This window comes from Ruegeria sp. BHSB172, assembly GCF_059613165.1.
On record NZ_JBXWRZ010000015.1, the window covers coordinates 15,371 to 36,653 of the forward strand.

Annotated in this window: 25 protein-coding genes; 16 read left to right on the forward strand and 9 right to left on the reverse strand. The window is 64.6% G+C overall.

Annotation, left to right across the window (positions count from 1 at the left end; genetic code table 11):
* The first annotated feature begins 176 nt into the window (after window positions 1-176).
* The 12 genes from AC2FM3_RS09690 to AC2FM3_RS09745 are packed head-to-tail and all read left to right on the forward strand — an operon-like array spanning window position 177 to window position 9,380.
* A complete protein-coding gene (locus tag AC2FM3_RS09690) occupies window positions 177-776 on the forward strand; it encodes a head-tail connector protein (RefSeq protein WP_496681097.1) in 600 nt (199 codons plus the stop codon).
* Complete coding sequence (locus AC2FM3_RS09695; protein WP_496681100.1) at window positions 773-1,111, forward strand: phage head closure protein; 339 nt, start codon at window positions 773-775, stop codon at window positions 1,109-1,111. The genes AC2FM3_RS09690 and AC2FM3_RS09695 overlap by 4 nt, the downstream gene beginning before the upstream one ends.
* A complete protein-coding gene (locus AC2FM3_RS09700; RefSeq protein ID WP_496681103.1) occupies window positions 1,108-1,521 on the forward strand; it encodes a DUF3168 domain-containing protein in 414 nt (137 codons plus the stop codon). Before AC2FM3_RS09695 ends, AC2FM3_RS09700 begins: the two co-directional genes overlap by 4 nt.
* A gap of 20 nt (window positions 1,522-1,541) precedes the next feature.
* On the forward strand, window positions 1,542-1,955 hold the full coding sequence (locus AC2FM3_RS09705) for a phage major tail protein, TP901-1 family (protein WP_170370664.1): 414 nt from the start codon (window positions 1,542-1,544) through the stop codon (window positions 1,953-1,955).
* The gene (locus AC2FM3_RS09710) at window positions 1,955-2,275 is read left to right on the forward strand and encodes a gene transfer agent family protein (RefSeq protein WP_496681106.1); all 321 of its coding nucleotides are present in this window, start codon (window positions 1,955-1,957) and stop codon (window positions 2,273-2,275) included. Before AC2FM3_RS09705 ends, AC2FM3_RS09710 begins: the two co-directional genes overlap by 1 nt.
* Window positions 2,272-2,490 (forward strand): rcc01693 family protein, encoded by a 219-nt coding sequence (locus AC2FM3_RS09715; protein WP_496681109.1) that lies wholly within the window; start codon window positions 2,272-2,274, stop codon window positions 2,488-2,490. Before AC2FM3_RS09710 ends, AC2FM3_RS09715 begins: the two co-directional genes overlap by 4 nt.
* On the forward strand, window positions 2,468-3,130 hold the full coding sequence (locus AC2FM3_RS09720; protein WP_496681111.1) for an RcGTA-type gene transfer agent tail tape measure protein: 663 nt from the start codon (window positions 2,468-2,470) through the stop codon (window positions 3,128-3,130). The genes AC2FM3_RS09715 and AC2FM3_RS09720 overlap by 23 nt, the downstream gene beginning before the upstream one ends.
* Before the next feature lie 15 nt (window positions 3,131-3,145).
* Window positions 3,146-3,778, forward strand: a complete 633-nt coding sequence (locus tag AC2FM3_RS09725) for a phage distal tail protein, Rcc01695 family (RefSeq protein ID WP_496681114.1) — start codon at window positions 3,146-3,148, stop codon at window positions 3,776-3,778.
* Window positions 3,778-4,665, forward strand: a complete 888-nt coding sequence (locus AC2FM3_RS09730) for a phage/gene transfer agent baseplate hub protein (RefSeq protein ID WP_496681117.1) — start codon at window positions 3,778-3,780, stop codon at window positions 4,663-4,665. Before AC2FM3_RS09725 ends, AC2FM3_RS09730 begins: the two co-directional genes overlap by 1 nt.
* On the forward strand, window positions 4,665-5,108 hold the full coding sequence (locus AC2FM3_RS09735; protein WP_496681120.1) for a C40 family peptidase: 444 nt from the start codon (window positions 4,665-4,667) through the stop codon (window positions 5,106-5,108). The genes AC2FM3_RS09730 and AC2FM3_RS09735 overlap by 1 nt, the downstream gene beginning before the upstream one ends.
* Complete coding sequence (locus AC2FM3_RS09740; RefSeq protein ID WP_496681123.1) at window positions 5,108-9,076, forward strand: baseplate multidomain protein megatron; 3,969 nt, start codon at window positions 5,108-5,110, stop codon at window positions 9,074-9,076. Before AC2FM3_RS09735 ends, AC2FM3_RS09740 begins: the two co-directional genes overlap by 1 nt.
* A 7-nt stretch (window positions 9,077-9,083) precedes the next feature.
* Window positions 9,084-9,380, forward strand: coding sequence for a DUF7742 family protein (locus AC2FM3_RS09745; RefSeq protein WP_496681125.1), 297 nt, complete (start codon window positions 9,084-9,086; stop codon window positions 9,378-9,380).
* Here the strand turns inward: AC2FM3_RS09745 and AC2FM3_RS09750 are convergent.
* Window positions 9,361-9,699, reverse strand: coding sequence for a TraR/DksA family transcriptional regulator (locus AC2FM3_RS09750; protein WP_496681128.1), 339 nt, complete (start codon window positions 9,697-9,699; stop codon window positions 9,361-9,363). The two genes, AC2FM3_RS09745 and AC2FM3_RS09750, sit on opposite strands and share 20 nt — an antisense overlap.
* A gap of 86 nt (window positions 9,700-9,785) precedes the next feature.
* Between AC2FM3_RS09750 and cysE the strand changes: the two genes are divergently transcribed.
* Complete coding sequence (cysE, locus tag AC2FM3_RS09755) at window positions 9,786-10,595, forward strand: serine O-acetyltransferase (RefSeq protein WP_496681130.1); 810 nt, start codon at window positions 9,786-9,788, stop codon at window positions 10,593-10,595.
* 70 nt (window positions 10,596-10,665) lie between these two features.
* Here cysE and AC2FM3_RS09760 read toward each other — a convergent pair whose 3' ends face one another.
* The 5 genes from AC2FM3_RS09760 to AC2FM3_RS09780 form a co-directional block, all read right to left on the reverse strand.
* On the reverse strand, window positions 10,666-11,982 hold the full coding sequence (locus AC2FM3_RS09760; RefSeq protein WP_496681133.1) for a pyruvate dehydrogenase complex dihydrolipoamide acetyltransferase: 1,317 nt from the start codon (window positions 11,980-11,982) through the stop codon (window positions 10,666-10,668).
* A gap of 14 nt (window positions 11,983-11,996) precedes the next feature.
* Window positions 11,997-13,376, reverse strand: a complete 1,380-nt coding sequence (locus AC2FM3_RS09765) for a pyruvate dehydrogenase complex E1 component subunit beta (protein WP_496681136.1) — start codon at window positions 13,374-13,376, stop codon at window positions 11,997-11,999.
* Window positions 13,377-13,391: 15 nt separating this feature from the next.
* The gene (gene pdhA, locus AC2FM3_RS09770) at window positions 13,392-14,381 is read right to left on the reverse strand and encodes a pyruvate dehydrogenase (acetyl-transferring) E1 component subunit alpha (protein WP_496681139.1); all 990 of its coding nucleotides are present in this window, start codon (window positions 14,379-14,381) and stop codon (window positions 13,392-13,394) included.
* 130 nt (window positions 14,382-14,511) lie between these two features.
* On the reverse strand, window positions 14,512-14,811 hold the full coding sequence (locus AC2FM3_RS09775) for an FtsB family cell division protein (RefSeq protein WP_496681140.1): 300 nt from the start codon (window positions 14,809-14,811) through the stop codon (window positions 14,512-14,514).
* Window positions 14,812-14,980: 169 nt separating this feature from the next.
* The gene (locus tag AC2FM3_RS09780; RefSeq protein ID WP_496681143.1) at window positions 14,981-16,171 is read right to left on the reverse strand and encodes a phosphoglycerate kinase; all 1,191 of its coding nucleotides are present in this window, start codon (window positions 16,169-16,171) and stop codon (window positions 14,981-14,983) included.
* Window positions 16,172-16,307: 136 nt separating this feature from the next.
* Here AC2FM3_RS09780 and AC2FM3_RS09785 point away from each other — a divergent pair, with 136 nt between their 5' ends.
* The 3 genes from AC2FM3_RS09785 to AC2FM3_RS09795 all read left to right on the forward strand — a co-directional run bounded on the left by AC2FM3_RS09785 (window position 16,308) and on the right by AC2FM3_RS09795 (window position 18,435).
* Window positions 16,308-16,814: a peptidylprolyl isomerase gene (locus tag AC2FM3_RS09785; protein WP_496681145.1), complete on the forward strand. Its 507-nt coding sequence runs from the start codon at window positions 16,308-16,310 to the stop codon at window positions 16,812-16,814.
* Window positions 16,807-17,352 (forward strand): peptidylprolyl isomerase, encoded by a 546-nt coding sequence (locus tag AC2FM3_RS09790; RefSeq protein ID WP_496681147.1) that lies wholly within the window; start codon window positions 16,807-16,809, stop codon window positions 17,350-17,352. The genes AC2FM3_RS09785 and AC2FM3_RS09790 overlap by 8 nt, the downstream gene beginning before the upstream one ends.
* A 120-nt stretch (window positions 17,353-17,472) precedes the next feature.
* Complete coding sequence (locus AC2FM3_RS09795) at window positions 17,473-18,435, forward strand: DUF3179 domain-containing protein (protein WP_496681149.1); 963 nt, start codon at window positions 17,473-17,475, stop codon at window positions 18,433-18,435.
* Between the two features lie 8 nt (window positions 18,436-18,443).
* Here AC2FM3_RS09795 and aqpZ read toward each other — a convergent pair whose 3' ends face one another.
* The 3 genes from aqpZ to AC2FM3_RS09810 all read right to left on the reverse strand — a co-directional run bounded on the left by aqpZ (window position 18,444) and on the right by AC2FM3_RS09810 (window position 21,133).
* Complete coding sequence (aqpZ, locus tag AC2FM3_RS09800) at window positions 18,444-19,133, reverse strand: aquaporin Z (protein ID WP_496681150.1); 690 nt, start codon at window positions 19,131-19,133, stop codon at window positions 18,444-18,446.
* A gap of 181 nt (window positions 19,134-19,314) precedes the next feature.
* Window positions 19,315-19,818, reverse strand: coding sequence for a bactofilin family protein (locus AC2FM3_RS09805; RefSeq protein WP_496681152.1), 504 nt, complete (start codon window positions 19,816-19,818; stop codon window positions 19,315-19,317).
* Complete coding sequence (locus tag AC2FM3_RS09810) at window positions 19,808-21,133, reverse strand: DUF5930 domain-containing protein (RefSeq protein WP_496681160.1); 1,326 nt, start codon at window positions 21,131-21,133, stop codon at window positions 19,808-19,810. Before AC2FM3_RS09810 ends, AC2FM3_RS09805 begins: the two co-directional genes overlap by 11 nt.
* Window positions 21,134-21,283: the final 150 nt, after the last annotated feature.

Below are 21,283 nucleotides of genomic sequence, written 5' to 3' on the forward strand. Positions count from 1 at the left end.
CGGTGACGGATCCTGGGGGCCGGTGGGTCGGTCCCTCGGGCGGCGGGCGCGGGCCGGGGTGAGATCCCCCGCGTTGTCTAGCTGCTCCCCTCCGTCCGAGCAACGTGGGGCGGCACGTGCCCGCCATTTTCCAAGGATGCGGCCCCCGGAGGGGTCCGAGATTGCGGAGTGAATGGATGATGTTGATCGAAGAAACCGCCATCGCGGATGCGGCGCTGCCGGTGGATCAGTTCAAGGCGCATCTGCGGCTGGGCACGGGATTTGCCGAGACCAGCCTGCAGGACGACGTGTTGAAAGGGTTCCTGAGGGCGGCGATGGCCGCGATCGAGGCGCGCACGGGCAAGGTGCTGATATCGCGCAGTTTCACATGGACGCTAAGCCGGTGGCGCAACGACGCGGGCGAGGTCCTGCCGGTTGCGCCGGTGACGAGTATCGACGCGGTGATGCTGACCGACGCGCTGGGCGCCCAGCAGGTAGTGGCGCCCGGGACCTACCGCCTGGAGCGGGACAGCCAGCGTCCCTGCCTGCGGCCGATGGGGGCTCGCCTGCCCGCCATTCCCACCGGTGGAGAGGCGACTATCGCGCTGACGGCCGGGATGGCGGCGGACTGGGGCGGACTGCCGGCCGATCTGTGGCAAGCGGTGCTGCTGCTGGCGGCGCATTACTATGAATACCGCGACGAGACCAGCCTGGGCGACGGCTGCATGCCTTTCGGGGTGACCAGCCTGATCCAGCGCTATCGCATGGTGCGTTTCGGCGCGGGGGTGATGCAATGAGCGCGCCCCGTCTGAACCGGCAGCTGGTGCTGGAGGCCCCGGTTCGGGTGGCCGATGGCGCGGGCGGCTATGCCGAGACATGGACGCCGCTGGGCACGCTGTGGGCCGAGGTGACCGCCCGGACCGGCACCGAGCGCGCGGTGGCGAATGTGCCGGTGTCGCGCGTGAGTTACCGCATCGTGGTGCGTGGCGCGCCCGAGGGGTCGTCGATGCGCCCGGCGCCCGATCAGAGGTTTCGCGAGGGCGAGCGGCGCTTCGTGATCCGCGCCGTGGCCGAATACGACGCGGCCGGGCGCTATCTGACCTGTTTCGCGGATGAGGAGGTGGCGGCATGAGCTATGGCGTTTCGGCGGCGCTGCAGGCGGCGGTGTTCCAGCAGTTGGTGGCGGATGCCCAGGTGGGCGCGCTGAGCGGCGGCGCGATCTATGACGCGGTGCCTTCGGGGACGGTTCCTCAGACCTACGTGACGCTTGGCCCCGAAGAGGTGCGCGAGGCTTCGGACAAGACGGGGCAAGGGACTTTGCATCGCTTCGCGGTGTCGGTGGTGTCCGAGGCGGCCGGGTTCGGCGCGGCCAAGACGCTGGCCGGGGCCGTGTGCGACGCGCTGGACGACGCCGCATTGACGCTGGATCGGGGGCGGCTGGTGGGGCTGTGGTTCGAGCGGGCCTCGGCCCGGCGCACCGGGACCGGCGGCGCGATCCGGCAGATCGACCTGAGATTCCGCGCCCGCGTGGAAGACAACTAAGCAATCAATGGAGAGAGCATATGGGTGCCCAGAACGGTAAGGACCTGCTGGTCAAGGTGGACATGAACGGCACGGGTCTGTTCCAGACCATCGCGGGGCTGCGGGCCACGCGTATCAGTTTCAACGCCGAAAGCGTGGATGTCACCACGTTGGAAAGCCAGGGCGGCTGGCGCGAGTTGCTGTCGGGGGCGGGGGTCAAGTCGGCCTCGATTTCCGGATCGGGCGTGTTCAAGGACGCCGGCACGGATGAACGCGCGCGGCAGTTGTTCTTTGATGGTGAAACGCCCGCCTTCCAGGTGATCATCCCTGATTTCGGCATCGTCGAAGGCCCGTTCCAGGTGACCGGGATCGAGTATGCGGGCTCGCACAATGGCGAGGCGACCTATGAGATGAGCCTGGCCAGCGCCGGCGCCCTGACCTTTGTGGCGCTGTGATGGTCAATCCGTGGGCGGGAGAAGTGGCGCTGGTGATCGATGGCCAGCGCCGGTTGCTAAAGCTGACGCTGGGCGCGTTGGCCGAGCTGGAGCAGGAGCTGGGCGCAGGGTCGCTGGTGGAACTGGTGCAGCGGTTTGAGGGCGGCGCCTATTCCAGCGGTGACGTGCTGGCGCTGATCCTGGCGGGGCTGCGCGGAGGCGGGGCGGATGTGACCCGCGCCGACATGCTGCGGGCCGAGATCGAGGGCGGACCGATGGCCGCGGCGCGGGCGGCGGCCGAGCTGCTGGCGCGGGCCTTCATGGTGCCGGGTGAGTCATGAGCGGCTTTGATTGGCCCGGCCTGATGCGGGCCGGGCTGCACGGGCTGCGGCTGACGCCGGATCAGTTCTGGCGTCTGACCCCGGCCGAACTGCGGCTGATGCTGGGGCAGGGCCGCGGGATACCGGCGATGAACCGGGCGCGGCTGGAGAAGCTGCTGGCCGCCTGGCCCGACAAGATACAAGGAGAGCGTGATGACGGATCGGGACGGGTTTGACGACCTGCAGGAGCGCGGCGAGGCGCTGGGCGATGCCCTGGGCGATGCCGCCACGATGGCGGCGGCCTTCGATGCCCAGATGAAGCGGATCAGCGCCGCTTTTGAAGAGACCGGGAAGGATGTCGCCACCTTGGAACGCGGCATGTCAACCGGGCTGCGTAAGGCCTTCGACGGTGTGGTTCTGGACGGCATGAACCTGTCGGACGCGCTGGACGTGTTGAAGAACTCGATGATCCGTACGGCCTATTCGGCGGCGATCAAGCCGGTGACGGATCATTTCGGCGGCATGCTGGCCAATACGGTCGGCGGCCTCGTGCAGGGGCTGCTGCCCTTTGCCGACGGTGACAGTTTCGCCCAGGGGCGCGTCATGCCCTTTGCCAATGGCGGCGTTGTCACCGGGCCCACCATGTTTCCGATGCGCGGTGCGACCGGGTTGATGGGCGAGGCCGGCCCCGAGGCGATCATGCCGCTGGCGCGCGGACCCGACGGCAAGCTGGGCGTGCGCAACTCCGGCGGCGGACGGGCGGTGAACGTGGTGATGAACATCACCACGCCCGACGTTCAAGGCTTCCGCCGCAGCCAGGGCCAGATCGCGGCCCAGATGAGCCGCGCCCTGGGGCGCGGCAATCGCAACCGGTAATTTGGGGAGCAGGACATGAATTTCCACGAAGTCAGATTTCCCGCCAGCCTGAGTTTCGGCTCGGTCGGCGGACCCGAGCGGCGCACGGATATCGTGACGCTGGCCAACGGGTTCGAGGAACGCAACACGCCTTGGGCGCATTCGCGGCGGCGCTATGACGCCGGTTTGGGGATGCGGTCGCTGGACGACATCCAGACGCTGATCGCCTTTTTCGAGGCGCGTAAGGGGCAGATGTTCGGCTTTCGCTGGAAGGACTGGTCGGACTACAAGTCCTGCGCCGCCACTGCCGAGGTCGACATGGGCGACCAGGTGATCGGTCAAGGCGACGGGGTCACGACCGTGTTCCAACTGGTCAAGACCTATGCCTCGGGCGGGGTCAGCTATGTCAGGCCCATCGTCAAGCCGGTGCTGGGTACGGTCAAGGTGGGGCTCGATCAGGACGAGGCCCGAGAGGGCGTCGATTTCGAGGTGGACCTGAATCGCGGTCTGATTCAATTCGCGGTCCCGCCGGCCGAGGGGGTCGAAGTGACCGCCGGGTTCGAGTTCGACGTGCCGGTGCGCTTCGACACCGACAGGATCCAGGTCAGCGTGGCCAGCTTTCAGGCAGGCGACGTACCCAATGTTCCGGTGGTGGAGGTGCGGGTCTGATGAGCGGCGACAAGCAGGCATTGCTGACCCATCTTCAGTCCGGCATGACTACGGTCTGCCGCTGTTGGGCGATCACTCGAACCGATGGCGTGTCCTTCGGGTTCACCGACCATGACCGCGAATTGGCCTTTGACGGACTGGTGTTCAAGGCAAGCTCCGGTCTGACGGCCTCGGCGATCGAACAGGCAACGGGCCTGTCGATCGACAATTCCGAGGCCATGGGCGCCCTGACCGATGCGGCCGTGCGCGACGAAGATATCGAGGCCGGCCGGTTCGACGGCGCCGAGGTGCGGGCCTGGCTGGTCAACTGGGCCGCGCCGGACCAGCGGATGCTGCAGTTTCGCGGCTCGATCGGCGAGTTGCGGAGGGCCGGGCGCGCGTTTCATGCCGAATTGCGGGGGCTGACCGACCGGCTGAACCGGCCATTGGGGCGGATCTACCAAAAACCCTGCACCGCGATTTTGGGCGACAAGGCCTGCAAGTTCGACACGACCACGCCCGGTTATTGGGCTGAGGTCGCGATCGCCGCGGTCGGCGACGGCCCGGTCTTGCGCCTGGAAGGGGCCGAGGAGATTGACGCGGGCTGGTTCGATCGGGGCCGGCTGGATGTGCTGAGCGGCGCATCGCAAGGGCTGTGGGCGACGATCAAGACGGATCGGCCGGTCTCGGGTGGGCGCGAGGTTATGCTGTGGTCCGGGATCGGTGGGCGCCTTTCGGCCGGTGATCGCGTCCGGCTGACGGCGGGTTGCGACAAACGGATGAGAACCTGCCGGTTGAAATTCGACAATCTTCTGAACTTTCAGGGATTTCCCGACCTGCCAGGCGAAGACTGGGTGATGGCCGTGCCCAAGCAGGGAAAGCCGTACAAAGGAGGGAGCCGACGGTGATGCCGACCCGACATGACATCGTGAGCGAAGCGCGCCGCTGGTTGGGGACACCGTATGTCCACCAGGCCTCGATCAGGGGGGCGGGTACCGACTGCCTTGGGTTGCTGCGTGGCGTGTGGCGCGCCGCAATCGGGGACGAGCCGGAAGCAGTACCGGCCTACAGCCAGGACTGGTCCGAGCCACAGGGCGAGGAGCGGATGTGGGCGGCTGCCCAACGCCACCTGATCGAACGCCTTGACCTGAGCTTGGCCATCGGAGCGGTGCTGCTGTTCCGCATGCGCGACCGAGGCGTTGCCAAGCATCTGGGCATCGTCAGCGAGACCGGCCCGGTGCCGCGCTTCATCCATGCCTATTCAGGGCATGGGGTGGTTGAAAACGCTCTGAGCGATCCTTGGCGCCGCCGGGTGGTCGCCTGTTTTGATTTTCCTTTGGAGGACACCTGATGGCGACCATTCTGTTATCGGCGGCCGGGGCCGCGCTGGGCGGGTCAATCGGCGGAACGGTGGCCGGCCTGTCCACGGCGATCGTCGGCCGTGCCATCGGCGCCACGCTGGGCCGTGTGATCGACCAGCACCTGATGAGCCAATCGGTGATGGGAAGCGGCAGCGAAGTGGTCGAGACCGGGCGACTGGACCGTTTTCGCTTGACCGAGACTGGCGAAGGCGCGCCCGTGGCCAAGGTTTTCGGCCGGATGCGCGTGGGCGGGCAGGTCATCTGGGCTTCGGATTTTCTGGAGACGCGGTCGACCACGACCACGACGCAGTCTGCCGGGGGCGGCAAGGGCACGCCCAAACCCGCCGAAGTGACGACGACCACCCACAGTTACAGCTACTCGGTGTCGCTGGCGATTGCGGTCGGGGCAGGCAAAATCGCCGACGTTTCGCGCATTTGGGCCGATGGTGAGGAAATCGAGCGCACCAGCGTCAACATGCGGATCTATCGGGGGACGGATACTCAACTGCCCGACCCGTTGATTGAATCGATCGAGGGCACGGGCAACGTGCCTGCTTATCGCGGCACGGCTTATGTGGTGATCGAGGACCTGCAACTCGGCAGATTCGGCAACCGCGTGCCGCAGTTCTCGTTCGAGGTGATCCGCCCCGATCAGGAGGATATGCCAAACTATGAGAGCGAGCTGCAACGGATCGTGAAAGGCGTTGCCCTGATACCGGGCACGGGCGAATACACCCTTGCCAGCCGCCAGGTGAACTATGGAAAAGGGAAGGGGCGGACCTGGGCCGCAAATGTCAACGCGCCGTCCGGCCAGCCGGATTTGGTCGACTCGCTGCGGGCGTTGCGCCGGGAATTGCCCGCTTGCGAAGCAGCCTCGTTGGTCGTGTCATGGTTTGGGGATGATCTGCGGTGCGGCCAATGCAGCATTCGACCCAAGGTTCTGCGACGGGATGTCGATGGCATGAACATGCCGTGGAACGTGGCCGGGGTGGCTCGCAGCGCGGCTGCGGTCGTCGAGGAGATTGACGGCCGGCCGGTTTATGGCGGGACCCCGGCGGACGAGTCGGTCATCGAAGCCATCGCGCACCTCAAGGCCACGGGCAAGCGGGTCATGTTCTATCCGTTCATCCTGATGGATCAACTGCCGGGGAACGGCCTGCCGGACCCGTGGTCCGATGCGGGCGATCAGCCACATCTGCCTTGGCGTGGGCGTATCACGCTGGACGTTGCGCCGGGGCGGGACGGGTCTGTGGACGGAACGGCTCAGGCCGACGCGCAGGTGGCCAGCTTCTTTGGCGCGGCCAAGGCGTCGGATTTCTCAATCGGCGCGGGCACCGTCACCTATTCGGGGCCGCAGGAATGGGGGCTTGCGCGCTTCATCCTGCACTATGCCGCCCTTTGCAAAGCGGCCGGGGGGGTCGACTCGTTCTGCATCGGGTCCGAGATGCGGGGCCTGACCCAGATCCGCGGCGCGTCGGGATTTCCGGCCGTGGACCGACTGCGGACCCTCGCGGCCGAAGTGCGCCAGATTCTGGGGCCGCAGACCCGGATTGGCTATGCGGCCGACTGGTCCGAGTATTTCGGCTATCAACCGAGCGACGGCAGCGGAGACCGGTATTTTCACCTGGATCCCCTATGGGCCGACGACAACATCGACTTTGTCGGGATCGACAACTACATGCCGATCTCGGACTGGCGCGACGGAGACGGGCATCTTGACGCCAAATCCGGTGCGCGGTCGATCTATGACCTTGGGTATCTGCGCGCCAATATCGAAGGCGGGGAGGGCTATCACTGGTACTATGCCTCGCCGGAGGAGCGCGACGCCCAGATCCGGACCCCGATCGAGGATGCCGAACATGGCGAACCATGGATCTGGCGGTACAAGGACATCCGGAACTGGTGGTCGAAGCCGCATCACGAACGCATCGGCGGGATGCGGCAGCCGGTGCCCACCGCATGGGTGCCCAGGTCGAAGCCCATCTGGTTCACCGAACTGGGCTGCGCGGCTATCGACAAGGGAACCAACCAGCCCAACAAGTTCGTCGATCCGAAATCCTCGGAATCGGACCTGCCAAGATACTCGAACGGGCTGCGCGATGACTTCATCCAGGTTCAGTACCTCAAGGCCACCTTGGGCTATTGGGCGGACCCGCAGGTGAACCCGGTCTCCGAGATCTATGGCGGGCCGATGGTGGATGTGTCGAATGCCTTTGTCTGGGCCTGGGATGCGCGGCCCTATCCGACCTTTCCGAACCTGCGCTCGCAATGGAGCGATGGGGCCAACTATGCGCGCGGTCATTGGCTGAACGGGCGGTCTGGGTCGCGCACTCTGGCCTCGGTTGTGACCGAAATCTGCCTTGGCGCAGGGGTGACCGACATCGATGTGTCGGGCCTGTACGGCGTCGTGCGGGGCTATGCGATCGAAGACGTGTCGGATGCACGCTCCGCCTTGCAACCGCTCATGCTGCGCTATGGGTTCGACGCGGTCGAGCGCGACGGGATGCTGGTGTTCCGTATGCGCGAGGGTCGGCATTCACACGACCTTGAACTGGACCAGATCGCGGAAAGCCCCGAGATCGAAGGGCGCGTGCAGTACCTGCGCGAGGCCGAAGCGGAAATGGCGGGCCGTGTGCGTCTGCGGTTCGTGCAGTCGGATTCCGACCACGACCTTGTGTCGGAAGAGGCGGTGATGCCCGATGACCGGACCCACTCGGTGGCCGTGAATGAAATGCCCTTGTCGATGACCCGGGCCGAGGGGCGACAGACCGTCGAACGTTGGCTGTCCGAGGCACGCGTGTCGCGCGACACGGTTCGGTTTGCGCTACCGCCATCACTGATGCACCTGGGCGCCGGGGACGTGGTGCGCCTGCCTTCGGCGAATGCGGCGTCGAATGCCTTGTATCGCATCGACCGGGTCGAGCAGGCCGACCTGCAGCTGGTGGACGCAGTCCGGATCGAGCCGGCGGTCTATGACCGGTCGGACATGGAAGATGACGGAGCCAGCGCCAAGCCCTATGCCGCGCCGGTACCGGTTCTGTCCTATTTCCTGGATCTGCCGCTGATCACCGGTGCGGAAAAGCCGCACGCTCCTTTTATTGCGGCGACGGCCGACCCCTGGCCGGGCAGCGTTGCCGTCTATGCCTCGGATCGGGATGAGGGGTACGAATTGCGCGACGTTCTGCCGGGGCAGGCCGTGATCGGATTTGCCGAAACCCAACTGCCCAGGGCTGCGGCCGGGGTTTGGGACGAAGGCGCCCCCTTGCGGGTCAGGCTTATTGACGGGGTGCTGCAGTCGCAGTCGCGGGCTACCTTGCTGAACGGGGCGAATCTGGCGGCCATCGGAGATGGAACCGCCGGCAACTGGGAGCTGTTCCAGTTCGCCGACGCGCAGTTGCAGGAACCCGGTGTCTACGACCTGTCGGGGCGGTTGCGGGGCCAGTTGGGCACCGATGCCCTGATGCCGGACTACTGGCCGGTAGGGTCGGTCTTCGTCCTATTGGACGAGCGCATCTATCAGGCCAGCCTCGCCCGCACCGAGCGTCGCGTCGAGCGGCATTTCCGGATCGGGCCGGCAACGCGGGGTTACGACGACGAGTCCTACACCCACAGGGTCGAAACCTTCGACGGCAACGGACTGCGCCCCTATGCGCCGGTGCATCTGCGCGCTCTGCATTCGGCGGGCGACGACCATCTGACCTGGGTTCGCCGGACCCGGATCGACGGAGACGACTGGAGCTTTCTCGAGGTGCCCCTGGGTGAGGAATCCGAGGCCTATCTGGTTCGTATCAGCGCCGGCGGCGCGTTGGTGCGCCAAGAGGTAGTCTCCGTTCCGGCCTGGACCTATACGGCCGCGATGAAATCTGCCGACGGCGTCACCGGTTCCTATGGCGTTGAGGTCGCGCAGGTTTCGGCCAGCTATGGCCCGGGCCCCGCGGCGCGAATGACCGTGGGCTAGGTCGGCCATGCGCCCCGTTCTGCACGGAGACATCAGCGCGGCGGCGCGGGTTTTGTTATCCGCGCCGCAACCCAAAAGGGACCGCCTGTGTGCCCGCATGATTGCCGAGGCCGAACTGGCCGACCGGCATGTCGCGGCCACCGGGCGGCTGCATCCGCAGTTCGGCAACGGGTCGTTGATGGCGGCGGCGCGTGGCCGACCTCTGGCGGATGAACCGGGTTTCGACGACACGGATTATTGCCAGTGTTTCGAGACGGTTCTGCGCCACCTGATCCGGTTTCAGATCAGCCGGACGCGCAGCTGACACATTTCCCGGCGGCTGGATCCAGTTCCAGCCGCCCGCGCGCGATGGCCTCGCCACAGTCTTCGCAATACCCGAATTCGCCCTCGTAGATGCGCGTCAGAGCGGCGTTTAGCCGGCGGGCTTCAAGGTCGCGCCGGGTCTGCTGGGCCTTGGCCATGGCCTGGTTCTGCAGCGCGTCCATCCGGCTGAGGCGCCCAACCGCCTGCTGATCAAGCTGGACGACCGACTGGGCCTGTTTCCCGGCTTCGGAATTCTGTTCCAATTCGGCCAACCGGGCGCGGATCAGTGTTTCGAATTCCATAAGTTCCGCCTGGTTCATTTTTTGTTGTGTCGTACATCAAGGGTTTGCGTTTGGCCTTTTTGGGCCTAGATGGCTATTCTAGGCGCAGAAAAGGAACAAAAGCCATGTTTGAAACGCGCACCCAAGTCACTCCGGTCGATCCCGTTTGGGACCGGATCACATCCGAGGCGCAAGCCGCCGTCGAGAAAGAACCGCTGATGGGCGGGCTGGTGCACGCCTGCATTCTGCACCACAAATCGCTGGAACGCGCCTTGTCATATCGGATTTCGGCCAAGCTGTGCTCGAACGAAATGTCGATGATGGTGCTGCGGGAAGTCGTCGAGGAGGCCTACGCCGACGACCAGAGCCTGCTTACTGCCGCCCGGGCCGACCTGATGGCCGTGTACGAGCGGGATCCGGCCTGCCATCGCCTGCTGCAGCCGATTCTGTATTTCAAGGGCTACCAGGCCATGCAGGCGTATCGGGTAGCGCATTGGCTGTGGCGCAAGGGGCGCCACGATCTGGCCTATTTTCTGCAGATGCGCTGTTCCGAGATTTTCGGTGTCGACATCCACCCCGCCGCGAAGATCGGCAAGGGCATCATGATCGACCACGCCCATTCTATCGTGATCGGTGAAACCGCGGTCGTGGGCGATAACGTCTCGATGCTGCATTCGGTGACCCTTGGCGGGACCGGCAAGGAGGAAGAGGACCGCCATCCCAAGATCGAGGATGGCGTTCTGATCGGCGCTGGCGCCAAGGTTCTGGGCAATATCCGCGTAGGCCATTGCAGCCGTATCGCCGCCGGTTCGGTTGTTCTGCAGGATGTGCCGCCCTGCAAAACCGTAGCCGGAATCCCCGCCAAGATCGTGGGCGAGGCCGGATGCGACCAGCCCTCGATCTCGATGGATCACATGCTGGGTAAGGATCAGTAAGCCTGTTCTCAGGTACAAAAAAAGCCGCCTCGGGGTCCGAGGCGGCTTTTTTTGATTCTTGTGGCCTGGATCAGGCCAGCATGACCATTGGGTTTTCTAGGTTGTCCACGATGGCCTGCAGCAACTGAGCCCCAAGCGCGCCGTCGATCACCCGGTGATCCACCGACATGGTGACCGACATGACGGTCGCCACGGTCAGCTCCCCATCCTCGCCCACGACCGGCTTCTTGGCGCCGGTGCCGACGGCCAGGATGCCCGCATGCGGCGGGTTCACGATGGCGTCGAAATTGTCGATGCCATACATGCCCAGGTTCGAAACCGCAAAGGTGCCGCCCTGGTATTCATGCGGGGCCAGCTTGCGCTCGCGTGCGCGGGCGGCCAGGTCCTTCATTTCGGTCGAGAGCGCCGACAGAGATTTGGTGTCGGCGTCCTTCAGGACCGGGGTGAACAGCCCGCCTTCGATCGCCACGGCCACGGCCACGTCCGAGGGTTTCAGTTGCAGCACCCGGTCGCCCGCCCAGACGGCATTGCATTCCGGTACCTGCTGCAGCGCGTTGGCGACGGCCTTGATGATGAAGTCGTTGACGCTCAGCTTAACGCCGCGGGCTTCCAGCTGCTTGTTCAACTGGCTGCGGAATTTCAGCAGCGCATCCAGCTTGATGTCGCGGCGCAGGTAGAAATGCGGGATGGTCTGCTTGGCCTCGGCCAGACGGGCGGCGATGGTCTTGCGCATGCCGTCCAGCTTGACCTCCTCGTACTCGCGGCCTTCGTACATGCGGGCCACCATGTCGGCCGAGGGGCCGGCGGGGGCAGCAGCAGGTGCCGGCGCTGCGCTGGGTGCGGCTGCCGGAGCCGGAGCGGCGGCCGGAGCAGCGGTTGCGCCTTCGACATCCGCCTTGACGATGCGGCCATGCGGGCCCGAGCCCTTGATCTGCGCCAGGTCCAGCCCTTTCTGAGCGGCGATCCGGCGGGCCAGCGGAGAGGCGAAGATGCGTCCGCCGTCGGCTTTGACCGGGGCCGCCGGAGCCGGGGCAGGGGCGGGCGCCTCGGATGCCGCGGGGGCGGCAGCCTCGTTGCCCGCGTCGGCTGCGGGCGCAGCCTCGGGCGCCTTGGCCGGGGCCGCGGCGATGTCATCGGCGCTTTCGCCTTCTTCCAGCAGCACGGCGATCGGGGTGTTGACCTTGACCCCCTCGGTGCCTTCGGGGATCAGGATCTTGCCGACGATGCCTTCGTCGACGGCTTCGAATTCCATCGTGGCCTTGTCGGTCTCGATCTCGGCCAGCAGGTCACCCGAGGAGACGGTATCGCCTTCCTTGACCAGCCATTTGGCGAGCGTGCCTTCCTCCATGGTCGGCGAAAGGGCGGGCATCAGAATTTCGGTGGGCATCTGTCAGTCGCTCCTTACCGATAGGTCACTTGTTTGACGGCTTCGATCACCTCGTCGGTGGTCACCAGCGCCAGTTTTTCCAGGTTCGCGGCATAGGGCATGGGTACGTCCTTGCCGGTCAGGTTGATGACGGGCGCGTCGAGATAGTCGAACGCCTCTTGCATCACCACCGAGCTGATGTAGCTGCCGACCGACCCTTGGGGCCAGCCTTCCTCGACCGTGACCAGACGGTTGGTCTTCATCACCGAGTTGATGATCGCGCCGGTGTCCATCGGGCGGATGGTGCGCAGGTCGATCACCTCGGCGCTGATGCCGTCCTCGGCCAACTTGTCGGCAGCTTCCAAGGCGTATTGCATGCCGATGCCGAAGCTGACGATGGTCACGTCGGTGCCTTCGCGCCAGATGCGGGCTTTGCCCAGCGGCACGGTCAGGTCATCGACCTGCGGCACGTCGAACGAGCGGCCATAGAGGATTTCGTTTTCCAGGAACACGACCGGGTTGGGATCGCGGATGGCCGATTTCAGCAGGCCTTTGGCGTCGGCTGCCGAATAGGGCATCACCACCTTCAGGCCGGGGATCTGCATGTACCAGGCGGCATAGTCCTGGCTGTGCTGGGCCGCCACGCGCGCGGCGGCGCCGTTGGGGCCGCGGAACACGATCGGACAGCCCATCTGACCGCCGGACATGTACAGCGTCTTGGCGGCCGAGTTGATGATCTGGTCGATCGCTTGCATGGCGAAGTTGAAGGTCATGAACTCGACGATCGGCTTCAGCCCGCCAAAGGCCGAGCCGACGGCGATGCCTGTAAAGCCATGCTCGGTGATTGGCGTATCAATCACGCGTTTTGCGCCGAACTCGTCCAGCAGACCCTGAGAGACCTTGTAGGCGCCCTGGTATTCGCCGACTTCCTCGCCCATCAGGTAGACATCTTCGTCGGCGCGCATTTCTTCTGCCATCGCGTCGCGCAGAGCTTCGCGGACAGTCTGTTGTTTCATCGGCGCGTCGGCTGGCCAATCGGGCGACAGATCCACGACGGGCGCGACAGGAGCCGCCGCAGGGGCGGGTGCGGGCGCCTCAACCGCCGCAGGCGCGGCGGCCTCGCTTCCCGCCTCGGCTGCCGGGGCAGCCTCGGGCAGGGCGGAGACGTCTTCGCCCTCTTCGACCAGCACGGCGATGGGTGTATTGACCTTGACCCCTTCGGTGCCCTCGGGGATCAGGATCTTGCCGATTATGCCTTCGTCGACGGCCTCGAACTCCATCGTGGCCTTGTCGGTCTCGATCTCGGCCAGTATGTCGCCGGAACTTACGGTGTCGCCTTCCTTGACCAGCCATGTGGCCAGGGTGCCTTCCTCCATGGTCGGCGAAAGGGCGGGCATGAGAATTTCGGTTGCCATGTCTTGTTCGTCCTCTCAGGCGTAGATGTCGGTCCAGAGCTCTTCGACGGGCGGCTCGGGGCTTTCCTTGGAGAATTCGGCGGCCTTGTTGACGACTTCCTTGATCTCCTTGTCGATCGCCTTCAGGTCATCCTCGGTGGCGTGCTTGCCCGATAGCAGCAGCTCGCGCACATGTTCGATCGGGTCGCTCTGTTCGCGCACTTTCTGCACCTCTTCGCGGGTGCGGTACTTGGCCGGGTCTGACATCGAGTGGCCGCGATAGCGGTAGGTCTTGACCTCTAGGATATAGGGCCCCTTGCCTGCGCGGCAGTGGGCCACTGCTTTCTCTCCGGCCTCTTTCACTGCCAGCACGTCCATGCCGTTGACGATTTCGCCGGGAATGCCGAACGCCTCGCCGCGGTGATAGATGTCCTTGGTCGAGGTCGAGCGCGACTGCGCCGTTCCCATCGCGTACTGGTTGTTCTCGATCACGAAGACCACCGGTAGCTGCCACAGGGCGGCCATGTTAAAGGTTTCGTAGACCTGGCCCTGGTTCGCCGCGCCATCGCCGAAATAGGTGAAGGTCACGCGGCCGTTGTCCTTGTATTTATCGGCAAAGGCCAGACCCGCCCCCAAGGGCACTTGCGCGCCCACGATGCCGTGGCCGCCATAGAAATGCTTTTCCTTCGAGAACATGTGCATCGAGCCGCCCTTGCCCTTGGACAGACCGCCGATGCGCCCGGTAAGTTCGGCCATCACGCCGCCCGGATCCATGCCGCAGGCCAGCATGTGACCGTGGTCGCGGTAGGAGGTGATGCGCTTGTCGCCATCCTCGGCAGCGGCTTCGAGCCCCACGACGACGGCTTCCTGACCGATGTAGAGGTGGCAGAAACCGCCGATCAGACCCATCCCATACAGTTGCCCCGCCTTTTCTTCGAATCGGCGGATCAACAACATCTCGCGGTAGTAGGTCTTGAGTTCCTCCGCAGAAACGTTTGGTTTCTTTGTGGTTTTTCGCGCAGCCATCGTGGCGATCTCCCCCTTCAGGCAAGATAGTTTAGCGTTAAACTATCTTTTAATGCATTTCGCGCAGTCTGGCGAGTGGAAATGTGACGCAGCGTCTCGGCGCGCGCCGTTCCACAGCCTGAGTGGGCATTCAGCGGATGACGATTTCGTCGGCGCGGATCATGCCCAGAACCGAGCGTGCCTGTTCGTCCAGAAGATCAAGGTCAAGATAGGTGTCCGAAAGCCTGCGCGTCAGGTTCTCCATCCGCGCGATTTCGGCGTTCAATCCGCCGAGGTCGCGCGACAGAGCATCCCGTTCCGCCGCAATCTCGACCCGTCTGAGCAGGCCATAGTCGCCCTGTACGGCGGCGAAGGTGAAATACACACCCAGCAAAAACGCCACTGAAAAGAACAGGACTGTGCCCAAACCGGGCCGACTGGAACGGGACACTCTGTTTACCGCCGTATGAATACTGCCTCACAATCGTGCCCGTTTCCCGGGCATCTGTCGGCACTATGTCACAGGTGATTCGGCTTGTGAATCCCCGAAAACGCGAAAATCTCGACAGCGATTCAAAAAAACAGGGCGCCTCGCCGGGCAGGGCGCCACCGGCCTTGGATCATTGGTCCAAGGCGGCGACGCCGGGTAGGGTCTTGCCCTCCATCCACTCAAGGAACGCACCACCGGCGGTCGAGATGTAGGTGAAATCATGCGCCGCGCCCGACGCGTTCAGCGCGGCGACCGTATCGCCGCCGCCGGCCACCGAGACCAGCTTGCCCGCGCGGGTCAGCTCGGCCGCTTTCAGCGCGGCGGCGTTGGTGGCCGCGTCGAAGGGCTCGAGCTCAAAAGCGCCCAACGGGCCGTTCCAGATCAGTGTTTTGCTATCTTCAAAGGTCTTGCAGATCGTGGCTACGGTTTCCGGCCCCGCGTCCAGGATCATCGCATCGGCCGGGCACTGATCGGCCGGCACCACCTTGTGCGGGGCGTGGGCCTCGAACTTTTCGGCCACGACCACGTCGCTGGGCAGGATGATGCGGCAGCCGGTTTCCTCGGCCTTGGTCATGATCTGCGCGGCGGTGTCGGTCATGGCGTGTTCGGCCAGCGATTTGCCCACGTCATACCCTTTGGCCAGCAGGAAGGTGTTGGCCATGCCGCCGCCGATGATCAGGTTGTCGACCTTCTCGATCAGGTTGCCCAGCAGGTCCAGCTTGGTCGAGACCTTGGCCCCGCCGACCACTGCGGTGACCGGACGCTGAGGGTTGCCCAACGCGGCCTCAAGCGCGCTCAGCTCGGCCTGCATCAGGCGCCCGGCGCATGCCGGCAGCAGCTGCGCCAGCCCCTCGGTCGAGGCATGGGCGCGGTGCGCGGCGGAAAAGGCATCGTTGCAATAGATATCGCCGAGCTTGGCCATCCCTTCGCCCAGTTTGGCGCTGTTCTTGGTTTCGCCGTCGTGAAACCGCGTGTTCTCCAGCAGTACGACCTCGCCTTCGCCTTGGTTGGCCACGGCCAGCTCGGCCTCATATCCGACGCAATCCTCGCCAAAACGGACCTTGGTGCCAAAGGCCGATTCCAGCGCGGGGACCAGCTGTTTCAGCGACAGGTTCTGCCGCCGCTCGCCGCCGGGGCGCCCGAAATGGGCCAGCAGGATGGGTTTGCCGCCCTTGGCCAGGATGTCGCGCACGGTGGGCACGATGCGTTGGATGCGTGTGTCGTCGGTCACCGCGCCTTCGACGACAGGCACGTTGATATCCACGCGCACCAGCACGCGTTTGCCCTGCAGGTCCATGTCGTCCAGCGTTTTCCAGCCCATCGTGTCATCCTCGCCGTTGTCACCACGCGTCAGCGGTTCTTTTCCTGCATTTTGCCGACAGGTCAATGCTTCACTTGGCTTTCCCGCGTCCGGCGCATAGGTATTTGCGCAAATCATTTCCACAGGAGAGAGCCCCATGGCCGAGATCAAGGATCCCGAAAACACCATCATCATCGAGCTGAAGGATGGCAAGGTCGTCATCGAGCTGCTGCCCGACGTGGCACCCCAGCATTGCGAGCGCATGAAAGAGCTGGCGCGCGCGGGCGAGTACGACAACGTGGCCTTTCACCGGGTGATCGACGGCTTCATGGCGCAGACCGGTGATGTGCAGCACGGCGACATGGAAGACGGCTTCAACCTCCGTATGGCGGGCACCGGCGGGTCGTCGCTGCCGAACCTTCCGGCGGAATTCTCGAAACTGCCGCATGACCGGGGTACGCTGGGCGCGGCCCGGTCGGCCAACCCGAACTCGGCCAACTCGCAGTTCTTCATAAACTTCAAGGACAACCACTTTCTGAACGGCCAATACACCGTTTATGGCCGCGTGATCGAGGGGATGGAGCATGTCGACGCCATCACCCGCGGCGAGCCGCCCGCGAACCCCGACCGCATGATCAGCGTCAAGGTGGCCGCCGATGTATAAGCTGGCCGCCGTTTTTGCCTTGCTGGCCAGCCCGGCGCTGGCCACGGGCCTGCAGATCGAAGTCGAGGGCGAGGCCAACGGCACGATCACCATCGACCTGTTCGAAGATGTCGCGCCCAAGCATGTCGAGCAGATCACCGCTCTGGCCGCCGAGGGCAAGTATGACGGGGTGGTATTCCACCGCGTGATCGACGGTTTCATGGCGCAGACCGGCGATGTTGAATACGGCAAGCTGGGCAGCGATATGCGCCGTGCGGGCACCGGTGGGTCCGATCGTCCTGACCTGCCGGCCGAATTCTCAGATGTTCCCTACGAGCGCGGCATCGTCGGCATGGCGAGGGCGCGCGACCCGAACAGCGCCAACTCGCAGTTCTTCATCATGTTCGCACCGGCGCCGTCGCTGAACGGCCAGTACACGGTTGTCGGCGAGGTGACCGGTGGGATGAACGTGGTGGACGCCATCAAACGCGGCACCGGCCCGAACGGCGCCGTGATCGGCCAGCCCGACGTGATGACCAAGGTCACCGTTACCGAATGACCTCGACACCCGGCGCGGTTTCCGCGCCGGGTTTGACGCACGGGTGTTCACGTCCCCGTGCGGGGGGCTTGGCCCGCCGCCCGCGCATCGCGCACCATGGCAGACAGCCAGAGGTGCCTCATGCGATCCCTTCTATCTTCCCTTCTGCTGGTCTGCGCGGCGGCTGCGTCCGCCAACCCCGATCTGTGGCGCGGTGAATGGCCTCGGACCGATTTCGCGATGACCTCGGTGCAGGACTGGAGCCAGATCCGCTCGGGCGGGCCGCCCAAGGATGGCATCCCGGCGCTCAGCGATCCCGGTTTCGTCGAGGTGTCCGTGAATACCGGACTGGCCGCTGCCGAGCCGGTCATCTCCGTCGAGCTACCCGGCGCGCGGCCAAGGGCCTATCCGATCCGCTATCTGATCTGGCACGAGATCGTGAATGACCGGATCGGCAACCGGCCCGTCGCGATCACCTATTGCCCCCTGTGCAACTCGGCGCTGGTGTTCGACCGGCGGACGGAGCAAGGCGTGCTCAGTTTTGGCGTCACGGGCAAGCTGCGCCATTCGGACATGGTCATGTACGATCGTGAAACCGAAAGCTGGTGGCAGCAGGCCACGGGCGAGGCCATTGTCGGGCGGCTGACCGGAGCCCGGCTGCGGGCGCTTCCGGCGTGGATGGAAAGCTGGGCGCAGTTTCGCGAACGCAACCCCGATGGGCTGGTGATGGCCGAACCGGACTACAATCGCGACTATGGCCGCAACCCCTATCGCGGCTATGACACGTCGCGCCAACCGTTCCTGTATGACGGAGCGCTGCCACCACATGGCCTTCACCCTCTGGAACGTGTGGTGCGGGTGGGCGACCGGGCCTGGCCTCTGACCCGCCTGCGCCGCCAAGGCCAGGTGACCGAGGCTGGCGTGACGATCTCGTGGCGCAGCGGCCAGGCCTCGGCGCTGGACAACGGGCTCATCGCCAAGGGGCGTGACGTCGGATCGGTCCGCGTCACTGATGCCGCCGGGCAGGACGTGGTGCATGACGTGATGTTCGCCTTTGCTTTCCACGCCTTCTGGCCCGACGGAATCTGGATGACGGGTCGCTAGGCCGGGCGTCAGTCCTCGGACACCATCGCGTTCCAGATCAGCGCGCCCACCGCGCCGCCGATCAGCGGGGCGACCCAGAACAGCCACAGCTGGGCCAGCGCAGGCCCGTCGGCGAAGAGCGCAACGCCGGTCGATCGCGCCGGGTTCACCGACGTATTGGTGACCGGGATCGAGATCAGGTGGATCAGGGTCAACCCCAACCCGATGGCGATGGGGGCGAAGCCGGCCGGTGCCTTTTCGGACGTGGCGCCCAGGATGATGATCAGGAAAAAGGCGGTCAGGACGATCTCGATCACCAGGGCGGACATCATCGAATAGCCCTCGGGCGAGGCTTCGCCATAACCGTTCGAGGCAAAACTGCCGACACCGGAAAACTCGGGGGCGCCGCTGACGATCAGGTACAGAACCGCAGCCGCCAGTATGGCGCCGATCACCTGGGCGGCCCAATAGGGCAATAGATCCTTGGCTGGAAAGCGTCCGCCGATCATCAGGCCCAGGCTGACGGCCGGGTTAAAATGCCCGCCCGAGATATGGCCTACCGCAAAGGCCATCGTCAGCACCGTAAGGCCGAAGGCGAAGGAAACGCCCAGCCAGCCGATGCCGACATCGGCCACGCCCGCGGCCAGAACCGCACTGCCGCACCCGCCAAGAACCAGCCAGAACGTGCCGAAGAACTCGGCCATCAATTTAGCTCGCATAGTGAAATCTCCCAAATTCAACGGGGGCGAGTGTAGCGGAAACCGAAAAAAACTCTAAATGGTCGTTTCCACCTGCGCGGACGATGTTGTTTCACGGCCACCCACGCCGGGGGCATCGCGCACGAAAAAACGCCGCGGCAGGGCCACGGCGTTTGGGTCGGAACCGTTGGGTTCTTCGGATTTACTGGCTGACTTCGGCGGCCGGGTTGGCGCCGGTCTTGCTGCTGCGGCCCGGGTTCAGCGGGTCGTCCTGACGCTGGACCGAGCCCTCGAAATGCGCGCCGCTTTCGATTGCGATGGTCTTGTGGATAATGTCGCCCTCGACACGCGCGGTCGAGGTCAGGCGCACCTTCAGCCCGCGCACGCGGCCTACGATCCGGCCGTTGATGACCACGTCATCGGCAGTCACCTCGCCCTTGATCGTCGCGGTCTCGCCGATGGTCAGCAGATGCGCACGGATGTCGCCTTCGACGGTGCCTTCGACCTGAATGTCGCCCGAGGTCTTGATGTTGCCGGTGATGTGCAGATCTGACGACAGAACCGAAGCCGGCGGCTTGGGTTTCGGTGGGGTTGCGGCCGCTTTCTGCTCGGTCGGGGCAGGGGTCGCCTGAGCGGCCGGAGCGGCGGGCTTCGCCGTTTCGGATGCCTTGGGTGCGGGCTCGTTGATCTTGCTCTTAGAAAACATTGTTCGCAGCCTTGATGTAGGTCATGGGGTTTACGGGTTTTCCGTTCACATGCACTTCGTAGTGCAGATGCGTTCCGGTCGACCGTCCGGTGTTACCCATATCAGCAATGTGGTCCCCGCGCGAGACCCTTTGGCCGACCTTCACGCGGATGTTCGAATTATGGGCGTAATAGGTTTCGATCCCGAAGGCGTGCTTGATCTTGACCAGCTTGCCGAAACCCGATTGCCATCCGGCATGGGTCACGACGCCGTCGGCGGTCGCATAGATGTTTGTGCCCTTGGGGGCGGCGAAATCGGTGCCCTTGTGCATCCGGCGGCCACCGGTCTTTGGGTCGCGGCGATAGCCGTAGCCGCTGGTGAACCGGAAGGACGAACGGATCGGCGTGGCAAAGGGCGCCTTTTCAGCGGCGATGCGATACAGGTTCAACTGGTCCATCTGTTCCAGCAGGCGGTTGGCGCGGATTTCATCCGGCGACAGCTCCTCGCCGCGGGTGCTGAACGAGATCGGGGTCAACGGCCCGCCAATGCCGCTGTAGCCACGCCGCACCTCGTCGAGGATGCGGTCCGTCGGCATGCCGGCCTGTCGGAACATCTTGTCCAGCGGCTCGACCGAGATCAGCATCGCCTCTTCCAACTGGCGGAAGATCTCGTCATTGCGTTCCTGCATCAACTGGATTTCAAGTTCCAGCTCGTCGCGCTGGTCCAGCGCACTCTGGGCATCGGACGCGATCTGGTCGCGCTGCTGGGCCGTGCGGGCCAGGGCCTCGGACAGGAATCCCAGTTGAACGGGGGCGGCCGATGCAAACATGGCCACGGCCGGGTCGTCGGCCTTCTGTTTCAGCGCGGCCAGTTCGGCGCGCGCCTCCTCGCGCTGTTTCATGGTGGCGCGCAGAGTGGCCTGAATCACCTCGATCCCTGTTTCCAACTCGTGCCGGCGGTTCTCGGATTCCAGCAGTTCAGACTGCATCGCCGAGATCCGCTCGAGCGCGGAATTGAAGCGTTCATGTGCGGCCAGCGCCTCTTGGGCACGGGCGTCCCGTTCGGCGGACAGAATGTTCAGACGTTCCTGATAGACCGCCTGATCGCGTTTGGCCTGTTCCCGGAAATTGCCCGACCCGATGCTGTCCATCAGCAACAGCGCAGTTGCCACCGACGTCCAGCCGACCATGACCGCCACGCCCAGAACCGCCAGTACCTGGGTTTCCGAGCTAAGCCGGACAAAGCGCGTGTCCTTGTCGGATTTCAGAAAGACCCTGCGTTCGGGAAAGTGCCGTTCGAGCAGTGAGTGCAGTTTGATCGCCAGACGTGTTCGCACGCGTCTTACTCCTCATCCCCATTGTCCGGGTCGGTCATGAGTGGTTGCCGTGGCGGCTTGCCGACCCTTGGGGCGACTGATTAATGGCCGGGCAGCGATTGGGCAAGTTTGTTAACCGATTGGTGCAAAAATCGCGCAATTTCGGGCTAC

Bases quoted from the DNA above. Each gene is read 5' to 3' on its own strand.
- AC2FM3_RS09690 (WP_496681097.1), top strand. From the start codon at position 177: ATGATGTTGATCGAAGAAACCGCCATCGCGGATGCGGCGCTGCCGGTG.
- AC2FM3_RS09695 (WP_496681100.1), top strand. From the start codon at position 773: ATGAGCGCGCCCCGTCTGAACCGGCAGCTGGTGCTGGAGGCCCCGGTT.
- AC2FM3_RS09700 (WP_496681103.1), top strand. From the start codon at position 1,108: ATGAGCTATGGCGTTTCGGCGGCGCTGCAGGCGGCGGTGTTCCAGCAG.
- AC2FM3_RS09705 (WP_170370664.1), top strand. From the start codon at position 1,542: ATGGGTGCCCAGAACGGTAAGGACCTGCTGGTCAAGGTGGACATGAAC.
- AC2FM3_RS09710 (WP_496681106.1), top strand. From the start codon at position 1,955: ATGGTCAATCCGTGGGCGGGAGAAGTGGCGCTGGTGATCGATGGCCAG.
- AC2FM3_RS09715 (WP_496681109.1), top strand. From the start codon at position 2,272: ATGAGCGGCTTTGATTGGCCCGGCCTGATGCGGGCCGGGCTGCACGGG.
- AC2FM3_RS09720 (WP_496681111.1), top strand. From the start codon at position 2,468: ATGACGGATCGGGACGGGTTTGACGACCTGCAGGAGCGCGGCGAGGCG.
- AC2FM3_RS09725 (WP_496681114.1), top strand. From the start codon at position 3,146: ATGAATTTCCACGAAGTCAGATTTCCCGCCAGCCTGAGTTTCGGCTCG.
- AC2FM3_RS09730 (WP_496681117.1), top strand. From the start codon at position 3,778: ATGAGCGGCGACAAGCAGGCATTGCTGACCCATCTTCAGTCCGGCATG.
- AC2FM3_RS09735 (WP_496681120.1), top strand. From the start codon at position 4,665: ATGCCGACCCGACATGACATCGTGAGCGAAGCGCGCCGCTGGTTGGGG.
- AC2FM3_RS09740 (WP_496681123.1), top strand. From the start codon at position 5,108: ATGGCGACCATTCTGTTATCGGCGGCCGGGGCCGCGCTGGGCGGGTCA.
- AC2FM3_RS09745 (WP_496681125.1), top strand. From the start codon at position 9,084: ATGCGCCCCGTTCTGCACGGAGACATCAGCGCGGCGGCGCGGGTTTTG.
- AC2FM3_RS09750 (WP_496681128.1), bottom strand. From the start codon at position 9,699: ATGAACCAGGCGGAACTTATGGAATTCGAAACACTGATCCGCGCCCGG.
- cysE (WP_496681130.1), top strand. From the start codon at position 9,786: ATGTTTGAAACGCGCACCCAAGTCACTCCGGTCGATCCCGTTTGGGAC.
- AC2FM3_RS09760 (WP_496681133.1), bottom strand. From the start codon at position 11,982: ATGCCCACCGAAATTCTGATGCCCGCCCTTTCGCCGACCATGGAGGAA.
- AC2FM3_RS09765 (WP_496681136.1), bottom strand. From the start codon at position 13,376: ATGGCAACCGAAATTCTCATGCCCGCCCTTTCGCCGACCATGGAGGAA.
- pdhA (WP_496681139.1), bottom strand. From the start codon at position 14,381: ATGGCTGCGCGAAAAACCACAAAGAAACCAAACGTTTCTGCGGAGGAA.
- AC2FM3_RS09780 (WP_496681143.1), bottom strand. From the start codon at position 16,171: ATGGGCTGGAAAACGCTGGACGACATGGACCTGCAGGGCAAACGCGTG.
- AC2FM3_RS09785 (WP_496681145.1), top strand. From the start codon at position 16,308: ATGGCCGAGATCAAGGATCCCGAAAACACCATCATCATCGAGCTGAAG.
- AC2FM3_RS09790 (WP_496681147.1), top strand. From the start codon at position 16,807: ATGTATAAGCTGGCCGCCGTTTTTGCCTTGCTGGCCAGCCCGGCGCTG.
- AC2FM3_RS09795 (WP_496681149.1), top strand. From the start codon at position 17,473: ATGCGATCCCTTCTATCTTCCCTTCTGCTGGTCTGCGCGGCGGCTGCG.
- aqpZ (WP_496681150.1), bottom strand. From the start codon at position 19,133: ATGCGAGCTAAATTGATGGCCGAGTTCTTCGGCACGTTCTGGCTGGTT.
- AC2FM3_RS09805 (WP_496681152.1), bottom strand. From the start codon at position 19,818: ATGTTTTCTAAGAGCAAGATCAACGAGCCCGCACCCAAGGCATCCGAA.